This window comes from Kribbella pittospori, from assembly GCF_004331465.1.
Lineage (GTDB): Bacteria > Actinomycetota > Actinomycetes > Propionibacteriales > Kribbellaceae > Kribbella > Kribbella pittospori.
In genome coordinates, this window is record NZ_SJKB01000017.1 from 1 (window position 1) to 18,798 (window position 18,798).

Consider the following 18,798-nt stretch of genomic DNA (forward strand, 5'->3'; position numbering starts at 1 on the left):
GCGCTGGGTGGCCCAGCCACTCCCCACCACCCCGGCGAAGCCGGGTGCTCTTCCCCCGGCGAAGCCGGGTGCTCTCAGGCTCGGCGCTGGGTGGCCCAGCCACTCCCCACCACCCCGGCGAAGCCGGGTGCTCTTCCCCCGGCGAAGCCGGGTGCTCTTCCCCCGGCGAAGCCGGGTGCTCTCAGGCTCGGCGCTGGGTGGCCCAGCCACTCCCCACCACCCCGGCGAAGCCGGGTGCTCTTCCCCCGGCGAAGCCGGGTGCTCTTCCCCCGGCGAAGCCGGGTGCTCTCAGGCTCGGCGCTGGGTGGCCCAGCCACTCCCCACCACCCCGGCGAAGCCGGGTGCTCTTCCCCCGGCGAAGCCGGGTGCTCTTCCCCCGGCGAAGCCGGGTGCTCTCAGGCTCGGCGCTGGGTGGCCCAGCCACTCCCCACCACCCCGGCGAAGCCGGGTGCTCTTCCCCCGGCGAAGCCGGGTGCTCTTCCCCCGGCGAAGCCGGGTGCTCTCAGGCTCGGCGCTGGGTGGCCCAGCCACTCCCCACCACCCCGGCGAAGCCGGGTGCTCTTCCCCCGGCGAAGCCGGGTGCTCTCAGGCTCGGCGCTGGGTGGCCCAGCCACTCCCCACCACCCCGGCGAAGCCGGGTGCTCTTCCCCCGGCGAAGCCGGGTGCTCTCAGGCTCGGCGCTGGGTGGCCCAGTCGCGGATTAGTTCTATGCGTTCCTTGAGTTGGATTGAGGAGGCGTGGGCCGCGGCTGGGCCGCCGAGTTTGCGGCGCAGGTCGTTGTGGATGACGCCGTGCGGCTGACCGGTCCGGTGGTGCCACGCGGCGACCAGGCCGTTCAGCTCGCGGCGCAGCAGCGCGACCTGCTCGTGCGTCGCGAGCTCGGTCGGCGTCGGGTCCTCACGCTCGGACGACCCCGGCCGCTGCGACCGCTTCTGCGCAGCGATCGACTTCGCCTGCCGCTTCCGCAGCAACTCCCGCACCTGATCCGGCTCCAGCAATCCAGGCAGCCCGAGAAAGTCCAACTCCTCGTCTGACGCCTGATCCCCACCGGTCCCGTAGTCACCACCGTCGAACACAACCCGATCGAAACTCGCATCCGACCCGAGCGCCTCGAACTTCGCCTCCAGGTCGTCGCTGGCACCCTCAGCCTGGTTCGCCTTCGCCAGCAGATCGTCCTCGAGCGCGAAGATGTCGCCATCCTCGTTCGTGTTCTTCCGCCCGAGCACGTGGTCCCGCTCGACCTCCATCTCAGCCGCGAAGCTGAGCAGCCGCGTCACCGACGGCACGAACACCGACGCCGTCTCACCCCGCTTGCGGGCCCGGACGAACCGCCCGACCGCCTGCGCGAAGAACAGCGGCGTCGACGTCGGCGTCGCGTACACACCGACCGCCAGCCGCGGTACGTCGACACCCTCCGACACCATCCGGACCGCGACCATCCACCGCGACTCGTCGGCGGAGAACTTCGCGATCTTCTTGCTCGCCGCCTTCTCGTCCGACAGCACGACGGTCGGCGCCTGGCCGGTGATCTCGCGCAGCGTCTTCGCGTACGCACGGGCCGTGTTCTGATCGCCGGAGATGACCAGCCCGCCCGCGTCCGGCATGTGCCGACGGACCTCGGTCAGCCGCTTGTCCGCAGCCGCCAGCACGGCCGGCATCCACTCGCCGGCCGGGTCGAGCGCCGTACGCAGAGCCTGCGCGGTCAGGTCCTTCGTGAGCGGCTCACCCAGCCGCGCCGCGACCTCGTCACCGGCCTTGGTGCGCCACCGCATCTCACCGGAGTACGACATGAAGATCACCGGGCGTACGACGTGATCCTGCAGCGCGTGCCCGTAGCCGTAGGTGTAGTCCGCCTTGCTCCGGGCGACCCCGTCGTGGGCGGTCTCGTAGGTCACGAAGGGGATCGGGTTGTCGTCGCTGCGGAACGGCGTACCGGTCAGGCAGAGCCGACGGGCCGCGGGCTCGAATGCCTCCCGCACGCCTTCACCCCAGCTCAGCGCGTCACCGCCGTGGTGCACCTCGTCCAGGATCACGAGCGTCTTGAACCGCTCGGTCCGGACCCGGAAGGCGAGCGGGTTCGCCGCGACCCCGGCGTACGTCACCGCGACACCCTGGAAGTCCTTGTTGGTCTTGCCGCGCCGGCCGGCGAACGCCGGGTCGATCGCGATCCCGGCCTTGTCGGCGGCCTCCGCCCACTGGACCTTGAGGTGCTCGGTCGGCGTCACCACCGTCACCCGCTCGATCAGCCGCCGATGCAACAGCTCGGCGGCCACGGTGAGGGCGAAGGTGGTCTTACCTGCTCCGGGCGTCGCCACGGCGAGGAAGTCCCGCGGCTGGCTGTCGAAATAGAGTTTGAGTGCCTCTGCCTGCCAGGCCCGCAGCTTGCTGGCGGTACCCCACGCGGCGCGATCCGGATACGCCGGCGGAAGCACGGCTGGTCCAGCTGGCACGCTCGAATCCACGGACGGCATACTCCCCCGTTAGTCGACTGTCGGCCGTGCAGGAACGTTACCTGACTTCGCCGACAAACCCCGACCGGCGTGTCGCAGTACGACCGGTCTGTGGAGAAAGTTCCCGGGTCACCTGGTGTGTCGGCCTACACTCGGGGGCATGAGTACGCAGCTGACCCCTGGGGCCGAGACGGTCGTCGACGAGCGGACGCAGCCGGCGCCGGCAGAGCCCGGCGATCACGAGCGGTTCTCGCACTACGTGCCGAAGGACAAGCTGACCGAGGCGATGGTGATGGGGACGCCGGTCGTCGCCCTGTGCGGCAAGGTGTGGGTGCCGAGCCGGGATCCGCAGCGCTTCCCGGTCTGCCCGGAGTGCAAGGAGATCTGGGACTCGCTGAACCCAGGCGACGACGAGGGCGGCGAGTAGGGCCCGCCCAGGCGAGAGGCCGCGCCGAGCCGCGCGGCCTCGACCCGAGATGCGGGCGCCTCAGTTCTGCGTGGGATCGTCCGGGTACGTCGCCAGGTACGCCATCTGATCGTTCTGGCGGCGCAGGACCCGGCGCCACAGCGTGTCCGGGTGCAGGCTGAACACGTCGTCGGGTTCGGACTCGACGACGTACCAGGCGCCCTCGGTGATCTCGCCCTCGAGTTGACCGCTGGACCAGCCGGCGTACCCGGCGAAGATGCGCATCCGCTGGATCGCCCCCTCCAGCAGCGCCGGCGGTACGTCGAGGTCGATCAACCCGATCCGGCCGAAGCACTCACGCCAGCCGGGCGGGTCGGCCGTCTCGATCACCTCGGCGACGGCCAGCGCGCTGTCGGTGCCGACCGGGCCGCCCATGAACAGCACCCCGGGTTCGTTCACCGTGGTGGACCAGTCCGGCAGCACCCGGTCCACGGCCAGGTCGGCGGCACGGTTCACCACCACCCCGAGTGCGCCGTCGTCGTCGTGATCCAGCAGCAGGATCACCGACCGGCGGAAGGGCGGCTCGTCGAGCAACGGGGTCGCCACCAGCAGCGAACCGGTCAGAGTCGAGGCCGTCATACCCCCATCATGTCGTGCGCGACGCCCGTGGACCACGGAACACCCGGAACCCGAGCCAGGCGCCGAGCGCGACGCCGATCAGATCCGCGAGTACGTCGAACGGGTCGCCGTCGCGCTGGGGCAGCAGGAAATACTGCGCCAGCTCGCTGACGACCGCGTTCGCGACCAGTGCCCCCAGCAACCAGCGCGCCGAGATCCGCAGCTTCAGCCCGAGGAACGCGACCGACCCGAACAAGAACATGTGCGCGAACTTGTCCGCCATCGGGATCCCGACGTGCGGACCCGCCTCCCGCGGCGCATAGACGCCGTACAGCTGCAGCAGGCAGGCCGCCACGAACGCGACCCGCCACGCCCACACCGCCGCCCGCGAGCCGGTGTCCCGAGTCACCGTTGCAGTCACTACAGAACCGGGGAGTCGTCCGGGAAGTTCTCGTGCGCTGGTGCCTTGCCGCCGGCCGCGTCGCGGACGGCGTGCGCCACCATGTTGTGCACCTCGGGGTGGAAGACGCTCGGCACGATGTACGTCGCGTTCAGCTCCTCGTCGGTGACGACACCGGCCAGCGCCTTCGCGGCGGCCAGCTCCATCTCGATCGACACCTTCGACGACTGCGCGTCGAGCAGACCGCGGAAGACGCCGGGGAACACCAGCACGTTGTTGATCTGGTTCGGGAAGTCGCTCCGCCCGGTGGCGACCACCGCAGCGTGCTCACCCGCCTCCGCGGGGTCGACCTCCGGCACCGGGTTGGCCAACGCGAACACGATCGCGTCGTCGTTCATCGTGGCGATGTCCGCACCGGTCAGGATGTTCGGCGCCGATACCCCGATGAATACGTCCGCCCCGGCCAGCGCGCCCTTCAGGTCGCCGCTGTACTTGGCCGCGTTGGTGTTCTCCGCGATCCACCGCAGCTCCGGCGACAGGCCGTCGCGCTCCGGGTGGATCACGCCACCGATGTCCGCTACGCAGGTGTCCTTGACCCCGGCCGCGAGCAGCAGCTTCAGGATCGCCGTACCGGCGGCGCCCGCACCGGACATCACCACCCGCACGTTGCTGATGTCCTTGCCGACGACCCGCAGCGCGTTGTACAGCGCCCCCAGTACGACGACCGCCGTACCGTGCTGGTCGTCGTGGAAGACCGGGATGTCGAGCTCCTCACGCAGCCGGGCCTCGATCTCGAAGCAGCGCGGCGCGGAGATGTCCTCCAGGTTGATCCCGGCGAACCCCGGCGCGATCGCCTTCACGATCGACACGATCTCGTCCGGGTCCTGGGTGTCCAGGCACAGCGGCCAGGCGTCGATCCCGGCGAACCGCTTGAACAGGGCCGCCTTGCCCTCCATCACCGGCAGCGCGGCCTTCGGGCCGATGTTGCCCAGGCCGAGGACGGCCGATCCGTCGGTGACGACCGCGACGCTGTTGCGCTTGATGGTCAGCCGGCGCGCGTCCTCGGGGTTGTTCGCGATCGCCAGGCAGACCCGCGCGACACCCGGCGTGTAGATCATCGACAGGTCGTCACGGTTGCGGATCGGGTGCTTGGCCTCCATCGAGATCTTGCCGCCGAGGTGCATCAGGAACGTCCGGTCCGACACCCGGGCGATCTCGACGCCGGGTACGGCGCGCATCGCCTCGACCAGGCGGCCGGCATGCTCGGTGTCGGCGGCGGCGCAGGTGACGTCGATCCGCAGGCGCTCGTGGCCGGAGGCCGTCACGTCGAGCGCGGTGACCAGACCGCCGGCCTGCTCGACCGCGGTCGTCAGCTTGCTCACCGTCGAGCCACCCGCGGGCACCTCGAGGCGAACGGTGATGGAATACGAAACACTCGGCAAGGCAGTCACGCCGGTGATCCTCTCACGTCACTGGTAAGGCTCCGAGGTTCCGTACGTTAAGTGCATGAGAGAACGCTGGGTAATCCTTTACTCGGGCGGCTAGTCTCTCCCTCAGCGAAGGGAGGATCGGTGCCGACGATCAGTGATGTGGCGGCTCGGGCCGGGGTGTCCACGGCCACCGTGTCCCGGGCGCTGAACGGCAAGGCCACGGTCGACCCGGACCTGGCCGCGCGGGTCCGGACGGCCGCCACCGAGCTCGGGTACCAGCCGAACGGCCCGGCCCGAGCGCTGCGCCGCCAGGAGGCGGCCGTGGTCGCGCTGATCATCTCCGACGTGGAGAACCCGTTCTTCACCGCGCTCGCCCGCGGCGTCGAGGACGTCGCGCACGAGGTCGGCTACTCGGTCGTGCTGTGCAACTCCGACGAGAACGCCGACAAGGAGAACCGCTATATCGACATCGCGATCCAGGAGCGGGTCGCCGGCGTCATCCTGTCCCCCAGCGGTACGGCGACCAGCGTCGCCAAGCTCGCAAACCGGGGTACGGCGTACGTCGCTGTGGACCGCCCGCTGCCCGAGCAGGACAGCGACGCGGTACTCGTCGACACCCGGCAGGCCGCGAAGCAGGCGACCGCACATTTGATTGCCCAAGGCTACGAACGGATCGGCTGCATCACCGGACCGGCCGGGGTACGGACGGCCGACGACCGGCTGGCCGGCTACCGCGACGGTCTGAAGGCGGCGAAGCGCCGAAGCACCACCCGACTCGTACGTCGCAGCGAGTACAAGGCAGCCGGGGCACATCGTGCGGCCCTCGAGCTGCTGTCCCAGGCCGAACCGCCGGACGCGCTGCTGATCGCGAACAGCGCCATGGCGGTCGGCGTACTGCAGGCCCTTCAGGAGCGAGGCATTCGGGCCGGCCGCGAGGTCGGACTGGTCGCATTCGACGACGCACCGTGGGCGGAGCTGGTGGATCCGCCGTTGTCGGTCGTCGCACAACCGGCGTACGAGATCGGCACGGTGGCGGCGCGGCTGCTGCTGGCCCGGATCGCCGACAACAGCCGCCCACCGACTACCACCACCCTGGGCGCCCGCCTGATCGAGCGCGCGAGCAGCGTGCAGCTCGACAGGAGGTAGGCCGGCTGCGCCGCCCGTCCCCCGCGTGACCGGCGACGACACAGCCGCCTGAAGCGGGACACCTCCTGTCGAGCTGCACGGGTGTCAGCCGGTCGGGTTCTCTTCGGCGTAGATCTTCGCGGCGTTGGAGGCGTCGATCAGCCGGGTGGGCAGGGTCTGCGACTTCTCGATCGTGCCGCAGTCGACCAGGATCTTCTTCGCCGCGGCGATCGCTTCCTTGCCGTTGGTCGGGTAGGTGAAGGTGGCGCTCAGCCGGCCCTGCTCGACCGCCTTGATCCCGCCGGACGGGATCGGCAGCGCGTCGATGCCGGTGAACTTCATCTCCTTCTCCCGGCCGACCGCCTTCGCGGCCAGGTACGCGCCCTCGGCCATCGGGTCGTTGTGGGAGTAGACCACGTCGATCTTCGGGTTCGCCTTCAGCAGCGCGTCCATCTGCGCCTGGCCCTTCTCCCGCAGCCAGTCACCGCTCGCGGCGGCGATCACCTTGACCTTCGGGTTGCCCTTGATGCCGGCCAGGAAGCCCTCGTGCCGCTCGGCCTGCGGGGTGGCACCGGCCAGCCCCTTCAGCTCGACCACGTTGCCGCCGTCCGGCAGCAGCTTCTCGGCGATGTACTTGCCGGCCTCGGTGCCGATCTGCACGTTGTCGCCACCGATGAAGCCGGTGTACGCGTCACCCTCGACCTTGCGGTCCAGCACGATCACCGGGATGCCCTTGTCGTAGGCCTTCTTCACCACCGCGGTCAGCGGCTTGGCCTCGTTCGGGCTGATGATCAGCAGGTCGATCTGCTGGGTGATGTAGTTCTCCACATCGGCGACCTGCTTGGCGTTGTCCTGCGCCGCGTCGGCGAACTTCACCTCGAACTGCGGCACCGTCGCCGCGGCCGCCTTGATGTCGTCGTCCATCCGCTGCCGGTACGGCTCGGCCACGTTCGCCTGGCTCATCCCGATCGTGTACTTGCCGTCGGCCCCCTTGCAGGACTTCGACGCACCCGCCTGCGGGCTGTCCGACGTCCGTTCGTTGGTCGTGCCACAGCCGGCCAGTACCAGGGCGGCGATCGCCGCGGCAGCCAGCGGAATCTTCACAGAGCGCATGGGAACCTTCCTCACGAGGTGGGGCGGAGTCGTTGCAGCGCGGCCGCGGCCACGATGACGAGTCCCTTGATCAGGAGCTGGATGTTGGAGTCGATGTTGTTCAGGGCAAGGATGTTGTTCAGTACGCCGAGCAGCAGCGCACCGGCGACCGTCCCGGCGACCGATCCACGGCCACCGGCCAAGCTGGTCCCGCCGATCACCACAGCAGCGATCGCGTCCAACTCGTAGCCGATCCCGTCGTTCGGGCTGCCCTGATTCAGTTGGACCGCGTGCACGATGCCGGCCAGCGAGGCGAGCAGTCCGCAGATCGCGAAGACCGCGATCTTCACCCGCACCACAGGTACGCCGGACAGCCGCGCGGCCTTCTCGTTGCCGCCGACGGCGTACAGATGGCGGGAGAACGCGCTGACCCGCAGGAACACGACGGCGGCGATCGCGACCACCGCGAAGATCAACACCGGGATGGGCACCAGGCCGCCGAACGTCCGCTCGCCGAGGATCGCGAACGAGTCCGGTGCCTCGTGCGGCCCATCGCCGTACGCGATCGCGACGCCTTGTCCACCGGACCAGATCCGGGCGAGACCTCGGGCTATCTGTAGACCGGCGAGTGTGACGATGAACGACTGGATCCCGATCATCGCGGTCGCGACGCCCTGCAACGCACCGAAGACGAGGCCGATCGCGAGCACGAGTACGACGGACGGCAGGAAACCCCAGTCGTTCTCGACCATCAGGACCGCGGACCCGACCGCGGCCAGCCCGAGCACCGCACCGACGGACAGATCGATGCCGCCGATCAGGATCACGAACGTCATCCCGACCGCGATGATGCCGATCTCCGACACCGCGCGGACCACGTTCGCGAGGTTGTCCGCGCTGATGAACAGGATCTCGCCGTCCTTGCGGGGCGAGAAGATGATCGCCGCGATGAACACGGCCAGCAGCCCGAAGACACTCTGGAACCGGAACAGCGTGGCGACCACTCCGCCGGAGCTCTGCTCCACCGGCGTCGCCGTGGCTGTCTCGTCCTGTACGGTCACTGGGCTCCTCCCACTTCTTCGAACACTTCGCCCTGTCCCATCGCGGCGGCGAGTAGATCCCCTTCGCCGGAGTCCGCCGTACTGAACGAGGCCACGTCGCGCCCGTCCCGCAGTACGACGACCCGATCGCAGACGCCGACCAACTCCGGCAGTTCGGACGAGGCCAGCAGTACGCCGATGCCTTGCCCGGCCAACTCACCGAGCAGGCGGTAGATCTCGGACTTCGCGCCGACGTCGACGCCACGGGTGGGCTCGTCGAGCAGCAGCAACTTCGGCTCGGTCAGCAGCATCCGCCCGAACACGACCTTCTGCTGATTGCCGCCGGACAGCGTGCCGACCTCGTCCTGCAGACGGCCGAACTTCAGCCGCAATCGGTCCGCCATCCGCACCGACGCGGCCCGCTCCATCCGCCGCACGATCACCCCCAGCCGCCCGTACGACGGGAGGCTCGAGACGACCGTGTTGGCGAGGATCGAGTGGAACAGGACAAGCCCGGATGCGCGCCGGTCCTCGGGGACGAAACCGATGCCGTGGGCAAGTGCCTGGCGTGGTCGGCGCGGGTGGATCTCCTGGCCCCGCAGGAGGATTCGGCCGGTCCGCGTGCCCGCCGGGGCGACGCCGTACAGGGTCTCGAGCAGTTCGGTGCGGCCGGCGCCGAGCAGGCCGGCCAAACCGACGATCTCGCCGGACCGAACGGTCAGCGAGATGCCGTCGGGGTCGCGGCGGCCGGGTCGCGGTCTGCGGGCCTTCAGAGCGAGGTTGTCGACGCGGAGGAGTTCGTCGCCGGTGTCGGTGTCGGGAGTGGTGAACATGGTCTGCACCGGGCGGCCGACCATCGCCTCGACGACCTCGGCGGTGCTCAACTTGCGCGGGTCGAAGCTGCTGACGATCTCACCGTTGCGGAGGACGGTCGCGCGGTCGGCGACCTGGGCGATCTCCTCCATCCGGTGCGAGATGTAGACGATGCCGACGCCGGACCTGCGGAGTTCGCGGATGACCTCGAAGAGGCGCTCGACCTCGGCGGTGGTCAGCGCCGAGGTTGGCTCGTCCATGATCAGGACGCGGGCGTCGAGGGAGATCGCCTTCGCGATCGTGACGAGTTGCTGTTCGCCGACGCGCAGTTCGCCGACCGGGCGGCGCGGGTCGAGCTTGACGCCACTGCGTTCCAGCAGAGCGCGGGCCTCGCGCTCCATCCGGCGGCGGTCGACCGTCTTCAGCGCGGTGCGGAGTTCGCGGCCGAGGAAGATGTTGTCGGCGACGGACAGGCCGGGGACCAGGTCGAGCTCCTGGTGGATCATCGCGATTCCGGCCGACTGCGCGTCGGTGGGTCCGCCGAAGCCGACCTGTTGGCCGTTGATCTCGATCGTGCCGTCGTAGTCAGTGACGTCGCCGGACAGGATCTTCATCAGCGTGCTCTTGCCGGCACCGTTCTCGCCGAGCAGTGCGTGCACCTCGCCCGCGCCCAGGGTGAAGTCGACCTCGCGGCAGGCCTGCACACCGCCGTACCGCTTCCCGATCCGGACCATCCGGACCAGAGCAGCGCCGTCGGCCATGACACCTCCGCGACCCGGTGAGTAATCGATTTCCCGGACGCTAGACCGCGCCCTCCCAGCCCGTCAACCCCTGACCGACTGTCCGCACCAATCCGTAACCCAGCTTCGGCTCCCACGGCACCCTTTCGAGCAGGGTCGAAGGGTGGCGGACCGCTGGCACTGCACAACGTCCACCGCTCAGGCGAACCGCTGCCCGCGCGAGCGTGAACTCGCGCGGGCGGCGATCCTTGTTGAGTGCCTGGCGTCCGGGCTAGCTCCCCGAGACACTCACCTTGGCGAACAGGGGTCGGCCGCTCGGGGGCATGACGAAGTTCTGGACCCGGGAGCGGTGGGCCGAGTTGGAGGCGAGGTCGGCGGGGAAGATGCCGACCGCGTCGGTCCAGAGCATCTGGCCGGCCTGCTCGTAGAGCTTCGGGCGTTGCGCCTGGTCGACGGACGAGCGGGCGTCGAGCAGCAGCTTGTCGACCGCGGGGTTGCAGTAGCCATTGCGCTTCGCCGAGCAGACGTAGAGCCGGGCCAGGGTGTAGTCCGCGTCGCCGGTGCCGGTGACGTTGGTCTGCAGGTTCATGTCCCAGTTCAGCTTGCCGAAGTCCTCCAGCCACTGGGCGCGTTCCTTCTCCAGCGGCTTCACCGTGACGCCGATCTTGGCCCAGTCCGAGATCATCGCCTGCGCCAGCGCCCGGATGTTCGGACCACCTTCGAGCGGCCACTGCATCGACGTACTGAACCCGTTCGGGTAGCCCGCCTCGGTCAGCAACTGCTTCGCCTTCGCCGGGTCGTACTGGTACGGCGCCAGCTTCGGCGCACCGATGACACCTTGGGCCAGCGGCGCCTGCGCCACCGACGCCAGGTCACCGAACAGGTCCTTGACCGTGCCCTCGAGGTTCAGCCCGTACCACATCGCCTGCCGGACCCGCTTGTCGTTGAACGGCTTCCGGTTGGAGTTGAACCAGTCGAAGTAGTACGTCCAGCTCGGCGTGGTCTCGTAGCTGATCCCGCTGCTCCCCTTCACCTCGCCGACCTGGTCCGGCGGGATCTGCGTGAGGACGTCGACCTCGCCGTTCTCCAGCGCGGTGATCCGGCCGGCGACCTCCGGGATGTTGACGAACTCCAGCTTGTTCAGCTTCGGTGCGCCATCCCAGTACGTCGGGTTGGCCGCCAGCTCGAGCTTCTCGTCAGGCTGGAACGCAGTGACCGAGAACGGGCCGGTCCCGACGGGCTTGTTGAAGAACCCGTCGGTGTTGATCTTGTCCGCCGGCCCGATGAACAGCAGCGTGAGCGAACTCAGCAACGTCCCGAGCGGCTTGCTCGTCTTCACCGTCACCGTCTGGTCGTCGGTCGCCGCGAACGACGTCACCGTCGCGTAGAGCGGAACGAGCGGGCCGTCGAGCTTCTTGTGCCGCTCGTACGACGCCACCACGTCCTTGGCCGTGAACGGCGTACCGTCGGAGAACTTCACGCCGGACCGGAGCTTGAACACCCAGGTGTCCGGATCCGGGTTCTCCCAGGAGGTCGCCAGGACCGGGACGATCTTGCCGTCCTCGACCCGGACCAGCGGCTCCATGATCTGCTGGATCGCGGTCTGCACGGCCTCCTCACCGGCGAACTTGTGGGTGTCCAGCGACACCGGGAACATGGCCGGCGCGTAGCGCAGGATCTGCTCGCCGCCGCCGTCGGCGCTCGGCTCGCTGGCCGGCGAACACGCACTCAGCGCGGCCAGGGCGGCGACGGCGACCGCCGCCACGATTCGCTTCCTCAACACGGGATTCTCCTTTGCAGGGCAGGGGTCACGAGGCGGTGTCGCTGGGAGGCCGCGTGAAGGTGTAGGTGGCGACGACCGGGTAGTGGTCAGAGGGCGCGCGGCCGTCGTGGAAGAAGTCGACGACCTCGCTGGTGCGGGCGGCGAGCGGGCCGCGGGCGAAGATCCAATCGATCGCCTTGGGTGGTGAAGCGAGCGGTGACAGCCGGGTCCCGATCGGACCGGTGGCCACCGTCGGCACGACCGGGTGGGTGACCGGTGAGTGCCGGCCGAGTGCGGTGAAGCTGTCCAGGAACCCGGCGTTCCCGAGCTCCCATTGCGGTGGGCCGATGTCGTTGATGTCGACGGTGAACAGGCATGCGCCGTCGCCGGCAAGCCGCTCGAGTGCTTCCGCGATGGATCGGGCCTGGGTGACGCGGCGGTTGCGGTGGTCGGTCCGTTCGTCCGGGTGCCCGGGCCAGGTCAGATGCGCCGTACTGAAGATCAGCTCGGGGCCGTCGGTCGGGCGGAGTCGAACCCAGAACAGGCGTGCGTCCGGCGACAGGATGCCGACGTCCTCGGCGCCGTACTCGATGGCCGTGAAGAGGTCGCGGCGCCACCAGAGGTTGCTCTGGGTCTCCCAGCCGGCTCCTCGGTCGACGCGTTCATGTCCGGGCAGGACGTCGTCGATCAGTTTGCGGGTGGACGGGCGGAGCTCTTGTACTGCGAGCAGGTCCGGCGGGCGGGTCGTGAACAGCGCGGTCAACGCATCCTGCCGCTGCTCGAGGTGGAAGTCCGCCCACAGGTTGTAGGTCATGGTCACGAAACTGAAGTTGCTCAAGGCAATCGTCATGCCGGCTGCTCCTCGGTGGAGGCGGTCCCCGAGGTCGGGACGTTGTACGCCGTCAGCGTTGTTACTGCGAGTAAGTCGTCGACCTGGATGGTCGTGAGCGAGCAGTTCACCGGCGGATCCAGCAACACCTCGCCACCCGGTGGCAACCGCAACGTCGACGCCGTCGCAACCCTGATCGGCCCACCATGCGTCACCACCAGAACCCGCCGCGCCCCCGAGCTAGCGATCTCCCGGATCGCCTCCCAAACCCGCTCCCTCAGCTGAGCGAACGTCTCCCCACCCCCGCGCGCCACGTCCTCCCCCCGCCCAAACGCCTCAACCACCCCAGGCTCCGCCGCATAAACGTCCGCAAACGTCCGCCCACCCCAAGCCCCCACGTCAATCTCCCGCCACCGCCGATCGACTCGAACCCCCGGCCGACCGCCGCACTCCGCGTCCCCCGGCTGCCGCGCATACGCCAACCCCGCCGCAGCGCCCACCACGTACTCCGCACCCGCCGCACCCCCGCCACCCGCCGCAGCGCCCACCACATACTCCGCAGCCACCGCACCCACGCCATCCGCCGCAGCGCCCACCACGTACTCCGCACCCGCCGCACCCGCACCATCCGGCGCATCCGCGCTACGCGAGCGGCCAGTGGTGCCCGCCGGACCCGCGCCGCCTGTGGCGTCCGCGGTGGCGGCGCCGGCCGCGTTCGCCGTACCCGGGCGATCCGGTGCGGCCGCGGCGTCCGCCGTACCCGTCGCGTTCGCCGTACCCGCCGCGTTCGCGGTGCGCGCCCCGTCCGCCCCGTGCGCCGTACCCGCCGTGCCCGCCGTACCCGCCGTACCCGCCGTCGGGAGGCTGTCGAGGTAGGGCTGGAGGGTTTCGGTTACGCGCTGGAGGTCGCTGGCGACGATTTGATCAAAGACATGTGATCGCAGGTACTCGGCGGCGAGCTTCGCCTGCTGGTGGCCGAGTGCGCTGAGGCCGGTGCCCATCTGGCCCTGGTAGCGGTCCTCGGCGTTCCAGAGGGACTCGCCGTGGCGAAGCAGGACAAGTTCAGTACGGCTCATCGGCTCACTCCCGTGAGTTCGGTGCGGCTGAGTCGGCGCATCGCCGTGAACGCGCGCGGTGCGGACGGGTCCGTCGGGCGGCTCATCGGGTGGCTCCGGCTAGGTCGGTGGCGAAGTGGCAGGCGGTGGGGTGGCGGTCGAGTCTCGTCTCGAGCGCCGGTTCTTGCTCGGCGCAGATGTCTTCGGCTTTCCAGCAGCGGGTGCGGAAGCGGCAGCCGGACGGTGGATCGGCGGGCGAGGGTACGTCGCCGCCGATGATGATCGGTTCACGTTCCGGCTTGGTCCACGGCTTCGGGTCCGGGACCGCGGACAGCAACGCCTGGGTGTACGGATGCAGCGGCCGCTGGAACAACTCGTCCTGGGTCGCGGTCTCCACCACCCGCCCGAGGTACATCACCGCGACTTGATCACTGATATGACGTACGACGGACAGGTCGTGGGCGATGAACAAGTACGCGAGTCCGAGGTCCCGGCGGAGGTCCGCGAGCAGGTTGAGCACTTGGGCTTGCACGGAAACGTCGAGCGCGGAGACTGCCTCATCGCAGATGACGAGCTTCGGCCGGAGCGCGAGCGCGCGGGCGATGCCGATCCGCTGCCGCTGGCCGCCGGAGAACTGGTGCGGGTAGCGCTTGGCGTGATCCGGGTTGAGACCGACGCGTTCGAGAAGGTCGCGGACTTCGGCGCGGTGTCGGTTGCGGGGTACGACGTCGGGGTGGATCTCCCAGGCCTCGCTGATGATCTGTTCGACGGTGGCGCGTGGATTGAGGGAGGCGTACGGGTCCTGGAAGATCATTTGCAGTTGCCGGCGCACCCGGCGCATGGATGCTTTGGGCAACGAGGTGAGTTCCTCGCCCTCGAACACGATGCTGCCGGAGCGCGCCTTCTCCAGCCCGATGATCGTCCGCGCCACCGTCGACTTCCCCGACCCGGACTCCCCCACCAGCCCAAGCGTCCCGCCGGCCGGAATATCAAACGACACCCCCGCCACCGCCTGGATCTCCCCCACCACCCGCCGCAACAAAGCCGACCGCAACGGAAAAGACGTATGCAAATCCCGCACCGACAGGAGAGGCGCGGCGCCCGCCGGCTGCGCCGGCGGGATGTATGAGGAGGTGGACGAGGCCTGGGTGCTCGAAGGACGCGGGGTGGTCGAAGCCGGAGAGGCAGCGGCGGACGCCTGAGCTGCAAACGCCGAGGCGGCGGAGGAACCCGAGGCAGTGGTGGATGCCGGGGCAGTGGTGGATGCCGGGGCGGTGGTGGATGCCGGGGCGGTGGTGGACGCCGGGGCGGTGGTGGACGCCGGGGCGGTGGTGGACGCCGGGGCGGTGGTGGACGCCGGGGCGGTGGTGGATGCCGGGGCGGTGGTGGATGCCGGGGTGGGAGTCGGGTTAGGGGGCATCTGTTAGGACTCCTTCCGGGTGGTGGCAGGCGGTTTGGTGTTGGGGTGGGCGGGTGGGCAGGGGGCGGAGGTTGGGTTGGTCGGTGGTGCAGAGGTCGTCGGCGTACTGGCAGCGGGGGTGGAAGGAGCAGCCGGTGGGGAGGGACAGGAGGTCTGGTGGGGAGCCTTGGATGGGGGTGAGGCGGTCTCGGGGGCCGTCGAGGACGGGGACCGAGCCCATCAGGCCGGCGGTGTACGGGTGTCCGCTGTGTTCGTAGACCTCACGGATCGGACCCGTCTCCACGACACGACCGGCGTACATCAGGACGACGCGGTCGGCGACGTCGGCAACGACTCCGAGGTCGTGGGTGATGAGGACGAGGGACATGCCCTCCTCGGCCTGGAGCCGGGCGAGCAGGTCCATGATCTGCGCCTGGACGGTGACGTCGAGCGCGGTGGTCGGTTCGTCGGCGATCAGCAGCCGCGGCGACAACGCGAGCGCCATCGCGATCATCACCCGCTGCCGCATCCCGCCGGAGAACTGATGCGGATAGTCATCCAGCCGCTTCGACGCCGCCGGGATCCCGACCCGCTTCATCAACTCCAACGCGGCCGCCCGCGCGTCACGACGCGACGCCCCGCGATGCCGCCGGAACATCTCCCCGATCTGCGCACCCACCCGGAAGACCGGGTTCAGCGAACTCAACGGATCCTGGAACACCATCGCGATCTCGCGTCCGCGCAAACCCTTCGCAGCACCAGGCGTCAGCAGATCGCGCCCGTCGTACGTGATCGACCCACCGGCGATCCGCCCGGCCGGCTTGGGCACGATCCCCATCACCGCCTGCGCAGTCACGCTCTTCCCGCTGCCCGACTCGCCCAGCAGCGCGACAGTCTCGCCAGCAGCAACCTCGAACGACGCACCATCGACAGCCGTCACCACCCCACCGGACGTGTCGAACTCGACCCGCAGATCGCGCACACTCAACAAGACCGTCATCACAGACTCCTCAGCCGCGGGTCGTACCGGTCCCGCAGCGCATCACCGAGTACGCCGAGCGAGACCACCAGGAACGCCAGCGCGATCCCCGGAATCGTCGAGATCCACCACGCATCGGCCAGATAGTTGCGCCCGTTCGCGATCGTCACGCCCCAACTCGGCGTACTCGCCGGCGTCCCGAGACCAAGGAAGCTGAGCGACGCCTCGGCCAGAATCACGTGCCCGATCTCAACCGTCGCCACCACCAGCACAGGCGCGACGCAAGCCGGCAACACCGACCGCGAGATCAACCGCCACGTCCCAGCACCCAACGTCCGCGACGCATCGACGAACTCCCGCCGCCGTGTCGCCAACGCCTGCCCTCGCGCGACCCGAGCGAACGTCACCCAGTTGGACACAGCCAGGACGATCACGACGTTCACCACCGAAGGTCCGAGCAGCGCCGCAATGAAGATCGCCAGCAAGATCGAGGGAAACGCCAGCTGAATATCGGCCAGCCGCATCAGTACGCCGTCCAGCCAGCCACCGAAATACCCGGCCGACAACCCAACGGTCACTCCGATCGACCCGGCGAGAATCAGCGTCGCCAGCCCGACCGCGATCGAGATCCTTGCCCCCTGCAACATCTGCGCGAACAGATCCTGACCGACCTGATCGGTGCCGAAGATCGCGTACGACCCATCGGACAACCGGCTGAACGGCGGCCGCAGCCGGTCCGAGGTCCGAGTGTCGACCGGGTTGTACCGCACCAGCCACGGACCGAAGAGCGCAGCCAGCACATAGATCGTGATCACCACGAAGCCGAAGCGAATCCGGGCCGAGCCGGACCGCCCGCGCCGTTTGCTCTTCACCAGCGGCGCGGTCGCGGTGGTGAGGTCGAGTTCGGTCGAGGTCACGTCAGTCACCAGCCAGACGGACCCGCGGGTCCAGGAAGCCGTAGAGGAGGTCGACAAGCAGATTGATCACCACAAAGATCGTTGCCACCAGCAAGATCGAGGCCTGGACGACGCCGTAGTCGCGGCGCCCGATCGAGTCGATCAGCAGCCGGCCGACGCCCGGCCAGGCGAACACGGTCTCGACGATCACGGTCCCGCCGAGCAATGCGCCGAACTGCAGTCCGACCACGGTGACGATCGGGATCAGCGCGTTCCGCAACGCGTGGACGAGGATCACGATCCCCTCGCCGAGCCCTTTCGCCCGAGCGGTCTGCACATATCCGTCGTGCACCACCTCGAGCAGACCGCTGCGCGTCAATCGCACCAGGATCGCCAGGAACGGCAGCGCAAGCGTGATCGTCGGCAGCACCAGATGCGACCACGTCCCCGACCCCGCGCTCGGCAGCACCTTCAGACCACGCGCGAACACCAGGATCAGCACGATCCCCAACCAGAACGACGGTGTCGACTGCCCCATCAGCGAGAACACCGAGATCGTCCGATCCACCCAACTGTGCGCCCGCAACGCCGCGATCACCCCGAGCGGCAACCCGATCAGCAACGACAGCAACAGCGCCGTGGTGGCCAGCTGGATCGTGGCCGGAACCCGTTGCAGCACCAGGCTCATCGAGTCCGCGTTCAGCCGGAACGACTGCCCGAAGTCCAGGTGTACGACGTTCGCCAGGTACGTCGCGTACTGCTGGATCAGCGAATGATCAAGCCCGAGCTGAGCCCGCAACGCGTCCACCTGCGCCTGATCCGCATCCGGCCCGAGCATGATGTACGCCGGGTCGCCGGGAACCAGCCGCAGTACGACGAAGATGATCGTCACCGCACCCCACAACACGAACAGCGAGAACACCAACCGCCGGACGACGTACGCCCCCATCAGACGCCGCTCCGCAGTACCGACACCACGCGCCGTACCTCCTCGATCGAACCCGCCTGGATCAGTTCGGCGCCCAGCGCCCCCGCGCACTGCCCGTCGTTGTCCCGCACCGGTACGGCGACCATCCGCGGTAGCGAGGCGACCGGCCGGGAGTTGTGCGCGAACCCGGACACCCGGATGCGCTGCAGCGTGACGAGCAGATCCGGCGTACCCGTCACCTGGTCGGCAGGTAGAGCGGACAGATACGCGCGGCCGAGCGCACTGCGATGCAGCGACACCGCATGTCCCGGCTCGACCGGAGCGGCACTCGCGCTGCCCGCCACCGCGGAGACCTGCAACACCCGACCGGCCAGCTTCGGCAGCGGCTTCGCCAGCACGACCAGCCGGCCGAGCCGATCACCGAGATCAGCCAGCGCTCGCTCCGGCCCGCTCCGCCCGTCGGTCGTACGACGCAGCGCCGCGAGCCCATCGAGAGCGGTGTAGCGGTGGTCGTCGACCCGGCTCGCCAGGCCGTGCTCGCAGAACGTGACCAGGATCCGGTGCACGGTGCTCTTGTGCAGGCCGACCGTGCCGGCCAGTTCGGTCACGCCGTACGGCCGGTCCTCGCGGTTCAGCTCCGCCAGCACGGTCAGGGCGCGGCTCAGCGACTGCATGGTGTCTCGATTCCGTGAACGTTAACGGTAGCGTTAATGCACCGTAGAAGCGTGTTATTTAGGTGTCAATAGACCACCGTTGCTCAGGACGGAACGGCCCGTTGACGGTCGATTCCCGTGAACGTTAACTTCACTGACCATCCACCTGATCCATCCTTTGGG

At 69.0% G+C, this 18,798-nt stretch carries 18 protein-coding genes; 3 read left to right on the forward strand and 15 right to left on the reverse strand.

All coding sequences use genetic code 11. From position 1 onward, the window contains the following. Positions 1-668: 668 nt before the first annotated feature. Positions 669-2,471 carry a DEAD/DEAH box helicase gene (locus E0H73_RS37040; RefSeq protein WP_131364474.1) on the reverse strand — a complete coding sequence of 601 codons (1,803 nt, stop codon included), beginning with the start codon at positions 2,469-2,471 and terminating at the stop codon, positions 669-671. A 139-nt stretch (positions 2,472-2,610) separates the two neighbouring features. Between E0H73_RS37040 and E0H73_RS37045 the strand changes: the two genes are divergently transcribed. Then, the gene (locus E0H73_RS37045) at positions 2,611-2,877 is read left to right on the forward strand and encodes a DUF3039 domain-containing protein (protein ID WP_131364476.1); all 267 of its coding nucleotides are present in this window, start codon (positions 2,611-2,613) and stop codon (positions 2,875-2,877) included. A 60-nt stretch (positions 2,878-2,937) separates the two neighbouring features. Here E0H73_RS37045 and E0H73_RS37050 read toward each other — a convergent pair whose 3' ends face one another. Genes E0H73_RS37050 through E0H73_RS37060 form a run of 3 tightly spaced genes read right to left on the reverse strand, consistent with a single transcriptional unit; the run spans position 2,938 to position 5,325 of the window. After that, positions 2,938-3,495: a YqgE/AlgH family protein gene (locus E0H73_RS37050; RefSeq protein WP_131364478.1), complete on the reverse strand. Its 558-nt coding sequence runs from the start codon at positions 3,493-3,495 to the stop codon at positions 2,938-2,940. A 7-nt stretch (positions 3,496-3,502) separates the two neighbouring features. After that, positions 3,503-3,883, reverse strand: a complete 381-nt coding sequence (locus tag E0H73_RS37055; protein WP_165555967.1) for a VanZ family protein — start codon at positions 3,881-3,883, stop codon at positions 3,503-3,505. Positions 3,884-3,894: 11 nt separating this feature from the next. Beyond that, positions 3,895-5,325: an NAD-dependent malic enzyme gene (locus tag E0H73_RS37060; RefSeq protein ID WP_131364480.1), complete on the reverse strand. Its 1,431-nt coding sequence runs from the start codon at positions 5,323-5,325 to the stop codon at positions 3,895-3,897. A 120-nt stretch (positions 5,326-5,445) separates the two neighbouring features. On the opposite strand from E0H73_RS37060, the gene E0H73_RS37065 reads away from it, so the two are divergent. Beyond that, a complete protein-coding gene (locus tag E0H73_RS37065) occupies positions 5,446-6,450 on the forward strand; it encodes a LacI family DNA-binding transcriptional regulator (protein ID WP_131364481.1) in 1,005 nt (334 codons plus the stop codon). An 84-nt stretch (positions 6,451-6,534) separates the two neighbouring features. On the opposite strand, the gene E0H73_RS37070 is transcribed toward E0H73_RS37065, so the two are convergent. The 7 genes from E0H73_RS37070 to E0H73_RS37100 form a co-directional block, all read right to left on the reverse strand. After that, entirely contained in the window at positions 6,535-7,542 is a 1,008-nt protein-coding gene (locus tag E0H73_RS37070) for a substrate-binding domain-containing protein (RefSeq protein ID WP_131364483.1), read from the reverse strand. Between the two features lie 11 nt (positions 7,543-7,553). Next, positions 7,554-8,582 (reverse strand): ABC transporter permease, encoded by a 1,029-nt coding sequence (locus E0H73_RS37075; protein WP_131364485.1) that lies wholly within the window; start codon positions 8,580-8,582, stop codon positions 7,554-7,556. After that, entirely contained in the window at positions 8,579-10,135 is a 1,557-nt protein-coding gene (locus E0H73_RS37080; protein ID WP_131364487.1) for a sugar ABC transporter ATP-binding protein, read from the reverse strand. Before E0H73_RS37080 ends, E0H73_RS37075 begins: the two co-directional genes overlap by 4 nt. A 250-nt stretch (positions 10,136-10,385) precedes the next feature. Then, positions 10,386-11,897 (reverse strand): ABC transporter substrate-binding protein, encoded by a 1,512-nt coding sequence (locus tag E0H73_RS37085; protein WP_131364489.1) that lies wholly within the window; start codon positions 11,895-11,897, stop codon positions 10,386-10,388. Positions 11,898-11,922: 25 nt separating this feature from the next. Then, positions 11,923-12,726, reverse strand: coding sequence for an endonuclease/exonuclease/phosphatase family protein (locus E0H73_RS37090; protein ID WP_131364491.1), 804 nt, complete (start codon positions 12,724-12,726; stop codon positions 11,923-11,925). Next, the gene (locus E0H73_RS37095; protein ID WP_131364493.1) at positions 12,723-13,781 is read right to left on the reverse strand and encodes a histidine phosphatase family protein; all 1,059 of its coding nucleotides are present in this window, start codon (positions 13,779-13,781) and stop codon (positions 12,723-12,725) included. The genes E0H73_RS37090 and E0H73_RS37095 overlap by 4 nt, the downstream gene beginning before the upstream one ends. 82 nt (positions 13,782-13,863) lie before the next feature. Further along, the gene (locus tag E0H73_RS37100) at positions 13,864-14,883 is read right to left on the reverse strand and encodes an ABC transporter ATP-binding protein (protein ID WP_131364744.1); all 1,020 of its coding nucleotides are present in this window, start codon (positions 14,881-14,883) and stop codon (positions 13,864-13,866) included. 115 nt (positions 14,884-14,998) lie between these two features. On the opposite strand from E0H73_RS37100, the gene E0H73_RS46190 reads away from it, so the two are divergent. Further along, positions 14,999-15,187, forward strand: a complete 189-nt coding sequence (locus tag E0H73_RS46190; RefSeq protein ID WP_165555965.1) for a hypothetical protein — start codon at positions 14,999-15,001, stop codon at positions 15,185-15,187. Here E0H73_RS46190 and E0H73_RS37110 read toward each other — a convergent pair. From E0H73_RS37110 to E0H73_RS37125, 4 genes are read right to left on the reverse strand one after another with little or no spacing between them, the layout of a single operon-like run. Beyond that, complete coding sequence (locus E0H73_RS37110) at positions 15,170-16,159, reverse strand: ABC transporter ATP-binding protein (RefSeq protein WP_131364495.1); 990 nt, start codon at positions 16,157-16,159, stop codon at positions 15,170-15,172. The genes E0H73_RS46190 and E0H73_RS37110 overlap by 18 nt on opposite strands. After that, a complete protein-coding gene (locus E0H73_RS37115) occupies positions 16,159-17,064 on the reverse strand; it encodes an ABC transporter permease (protein WP_202867741.1) in 906 nt (301 codons plus the stop codon). The genes E0H73_RS37110 and E0H73_RS37115 overlap by 1 nt, the downstream gene beginning before the upstream one ends. Then, on the reverse strand, positions 17,057-17,983 hold the full coding sequence (gene nikB, locus E0H73_RS37120; RefSeq protein WP_131364497.1) for a nickel ABC transporter permease: 927 nt from the start codon (positions 17,981-17,983) through the stop codon (positions 17,057-17,059). Before nikB ends, E0H73_RS37115 begins: the two co-directional genes overlap by 8 nt. Beyond that, positions 17,983-18,636, reverse strand: a complete 654-nt coding sequence (locus E0H73_RS37125; RefSeq protein ID WP_131364499.1) for a helix-turn-helix domain-containing protein — start codon at positions 18,634-18,636, stop codon at positions 17,983-17,985. The genes nikB and E0H73_RS37125 overlap by 1 nt, the downstream gene beginning before the upstream one ends. Between the last annotated feature and the right edge of the window lie 162 nt (positions 18,637-18,798).

Coding starts and splice junctions, on each gene's coding strand:
- E0H73_RS37045 (WP_131364476.1), top strand. CDS start 2,611: ATGAGTACGCAGCTGACCCCTGGGGCCGAGACGGTCGTCGACGAGCGG.
- E0H73_RS37090 (WP_131364491.1), bottom strand. CDS start 12,726: ATGACGATTGCCTTGAGCAACTTCAGTTTCGTGACCATGACCTACAAC.
- E0H73_RS37050 (WP_131364478.1), bottom strand. CDS start 3,495: ATGACGGCCTCGACTCTGACCGGTTCGCTGCTGGTGGCGACCCCGTTG.
- E0H73_RS37070 (WP_131364483.1), bottom strand. CDS start 7,542: ATGCGCTCTGTGAAGATTCCGCTGGCTGCCGCGGCGATCGCCGCCCTG.
- E0H73_RS37110 (WP_131364495.1), bottom strand. CDS start 16,159: ATGACGGTCTTGTTGAGTGTGCGCGATCTGCGGGTCGAGTTCGACACG.
- E0H73_RS37080 (WP_131364487.1), bottom strand. CDS start 10,135: ATGGCCGACGGCGCTGCTCTGGTCCGGATGGTCCGGATCGGGAAGCGG.
- E0H73_RS37095 (WP_131364493.1), bottom strand. CDS start 13,781: ATGAGCCGTACTGAACTTGTCCTGCTTCGCCACGGCGAGTCCCTCTGG.
- nikB (WP_131364497.1), bottom strand. CDS start 17,983: ATGGGGGCGTACGTCGTCCGGCGGTTGGTGTTCTCGCTGTTCGTGTTG.
- E0H73_RS37125 (WP_131364499.1), bottom strand. CDS start 18,636: ATGCAGTCGCTGAGCCGCGCCCTGACCGTGCTGGCGGAGCTGAACCGC.
- E0H73_RS37040 (WP_131364474.1), bottom strand. CDS start 2,471: ATGCCGTCCGTGGATTCGAGCGTGCCAGCTGGACCAGCCGTGCTTCCG.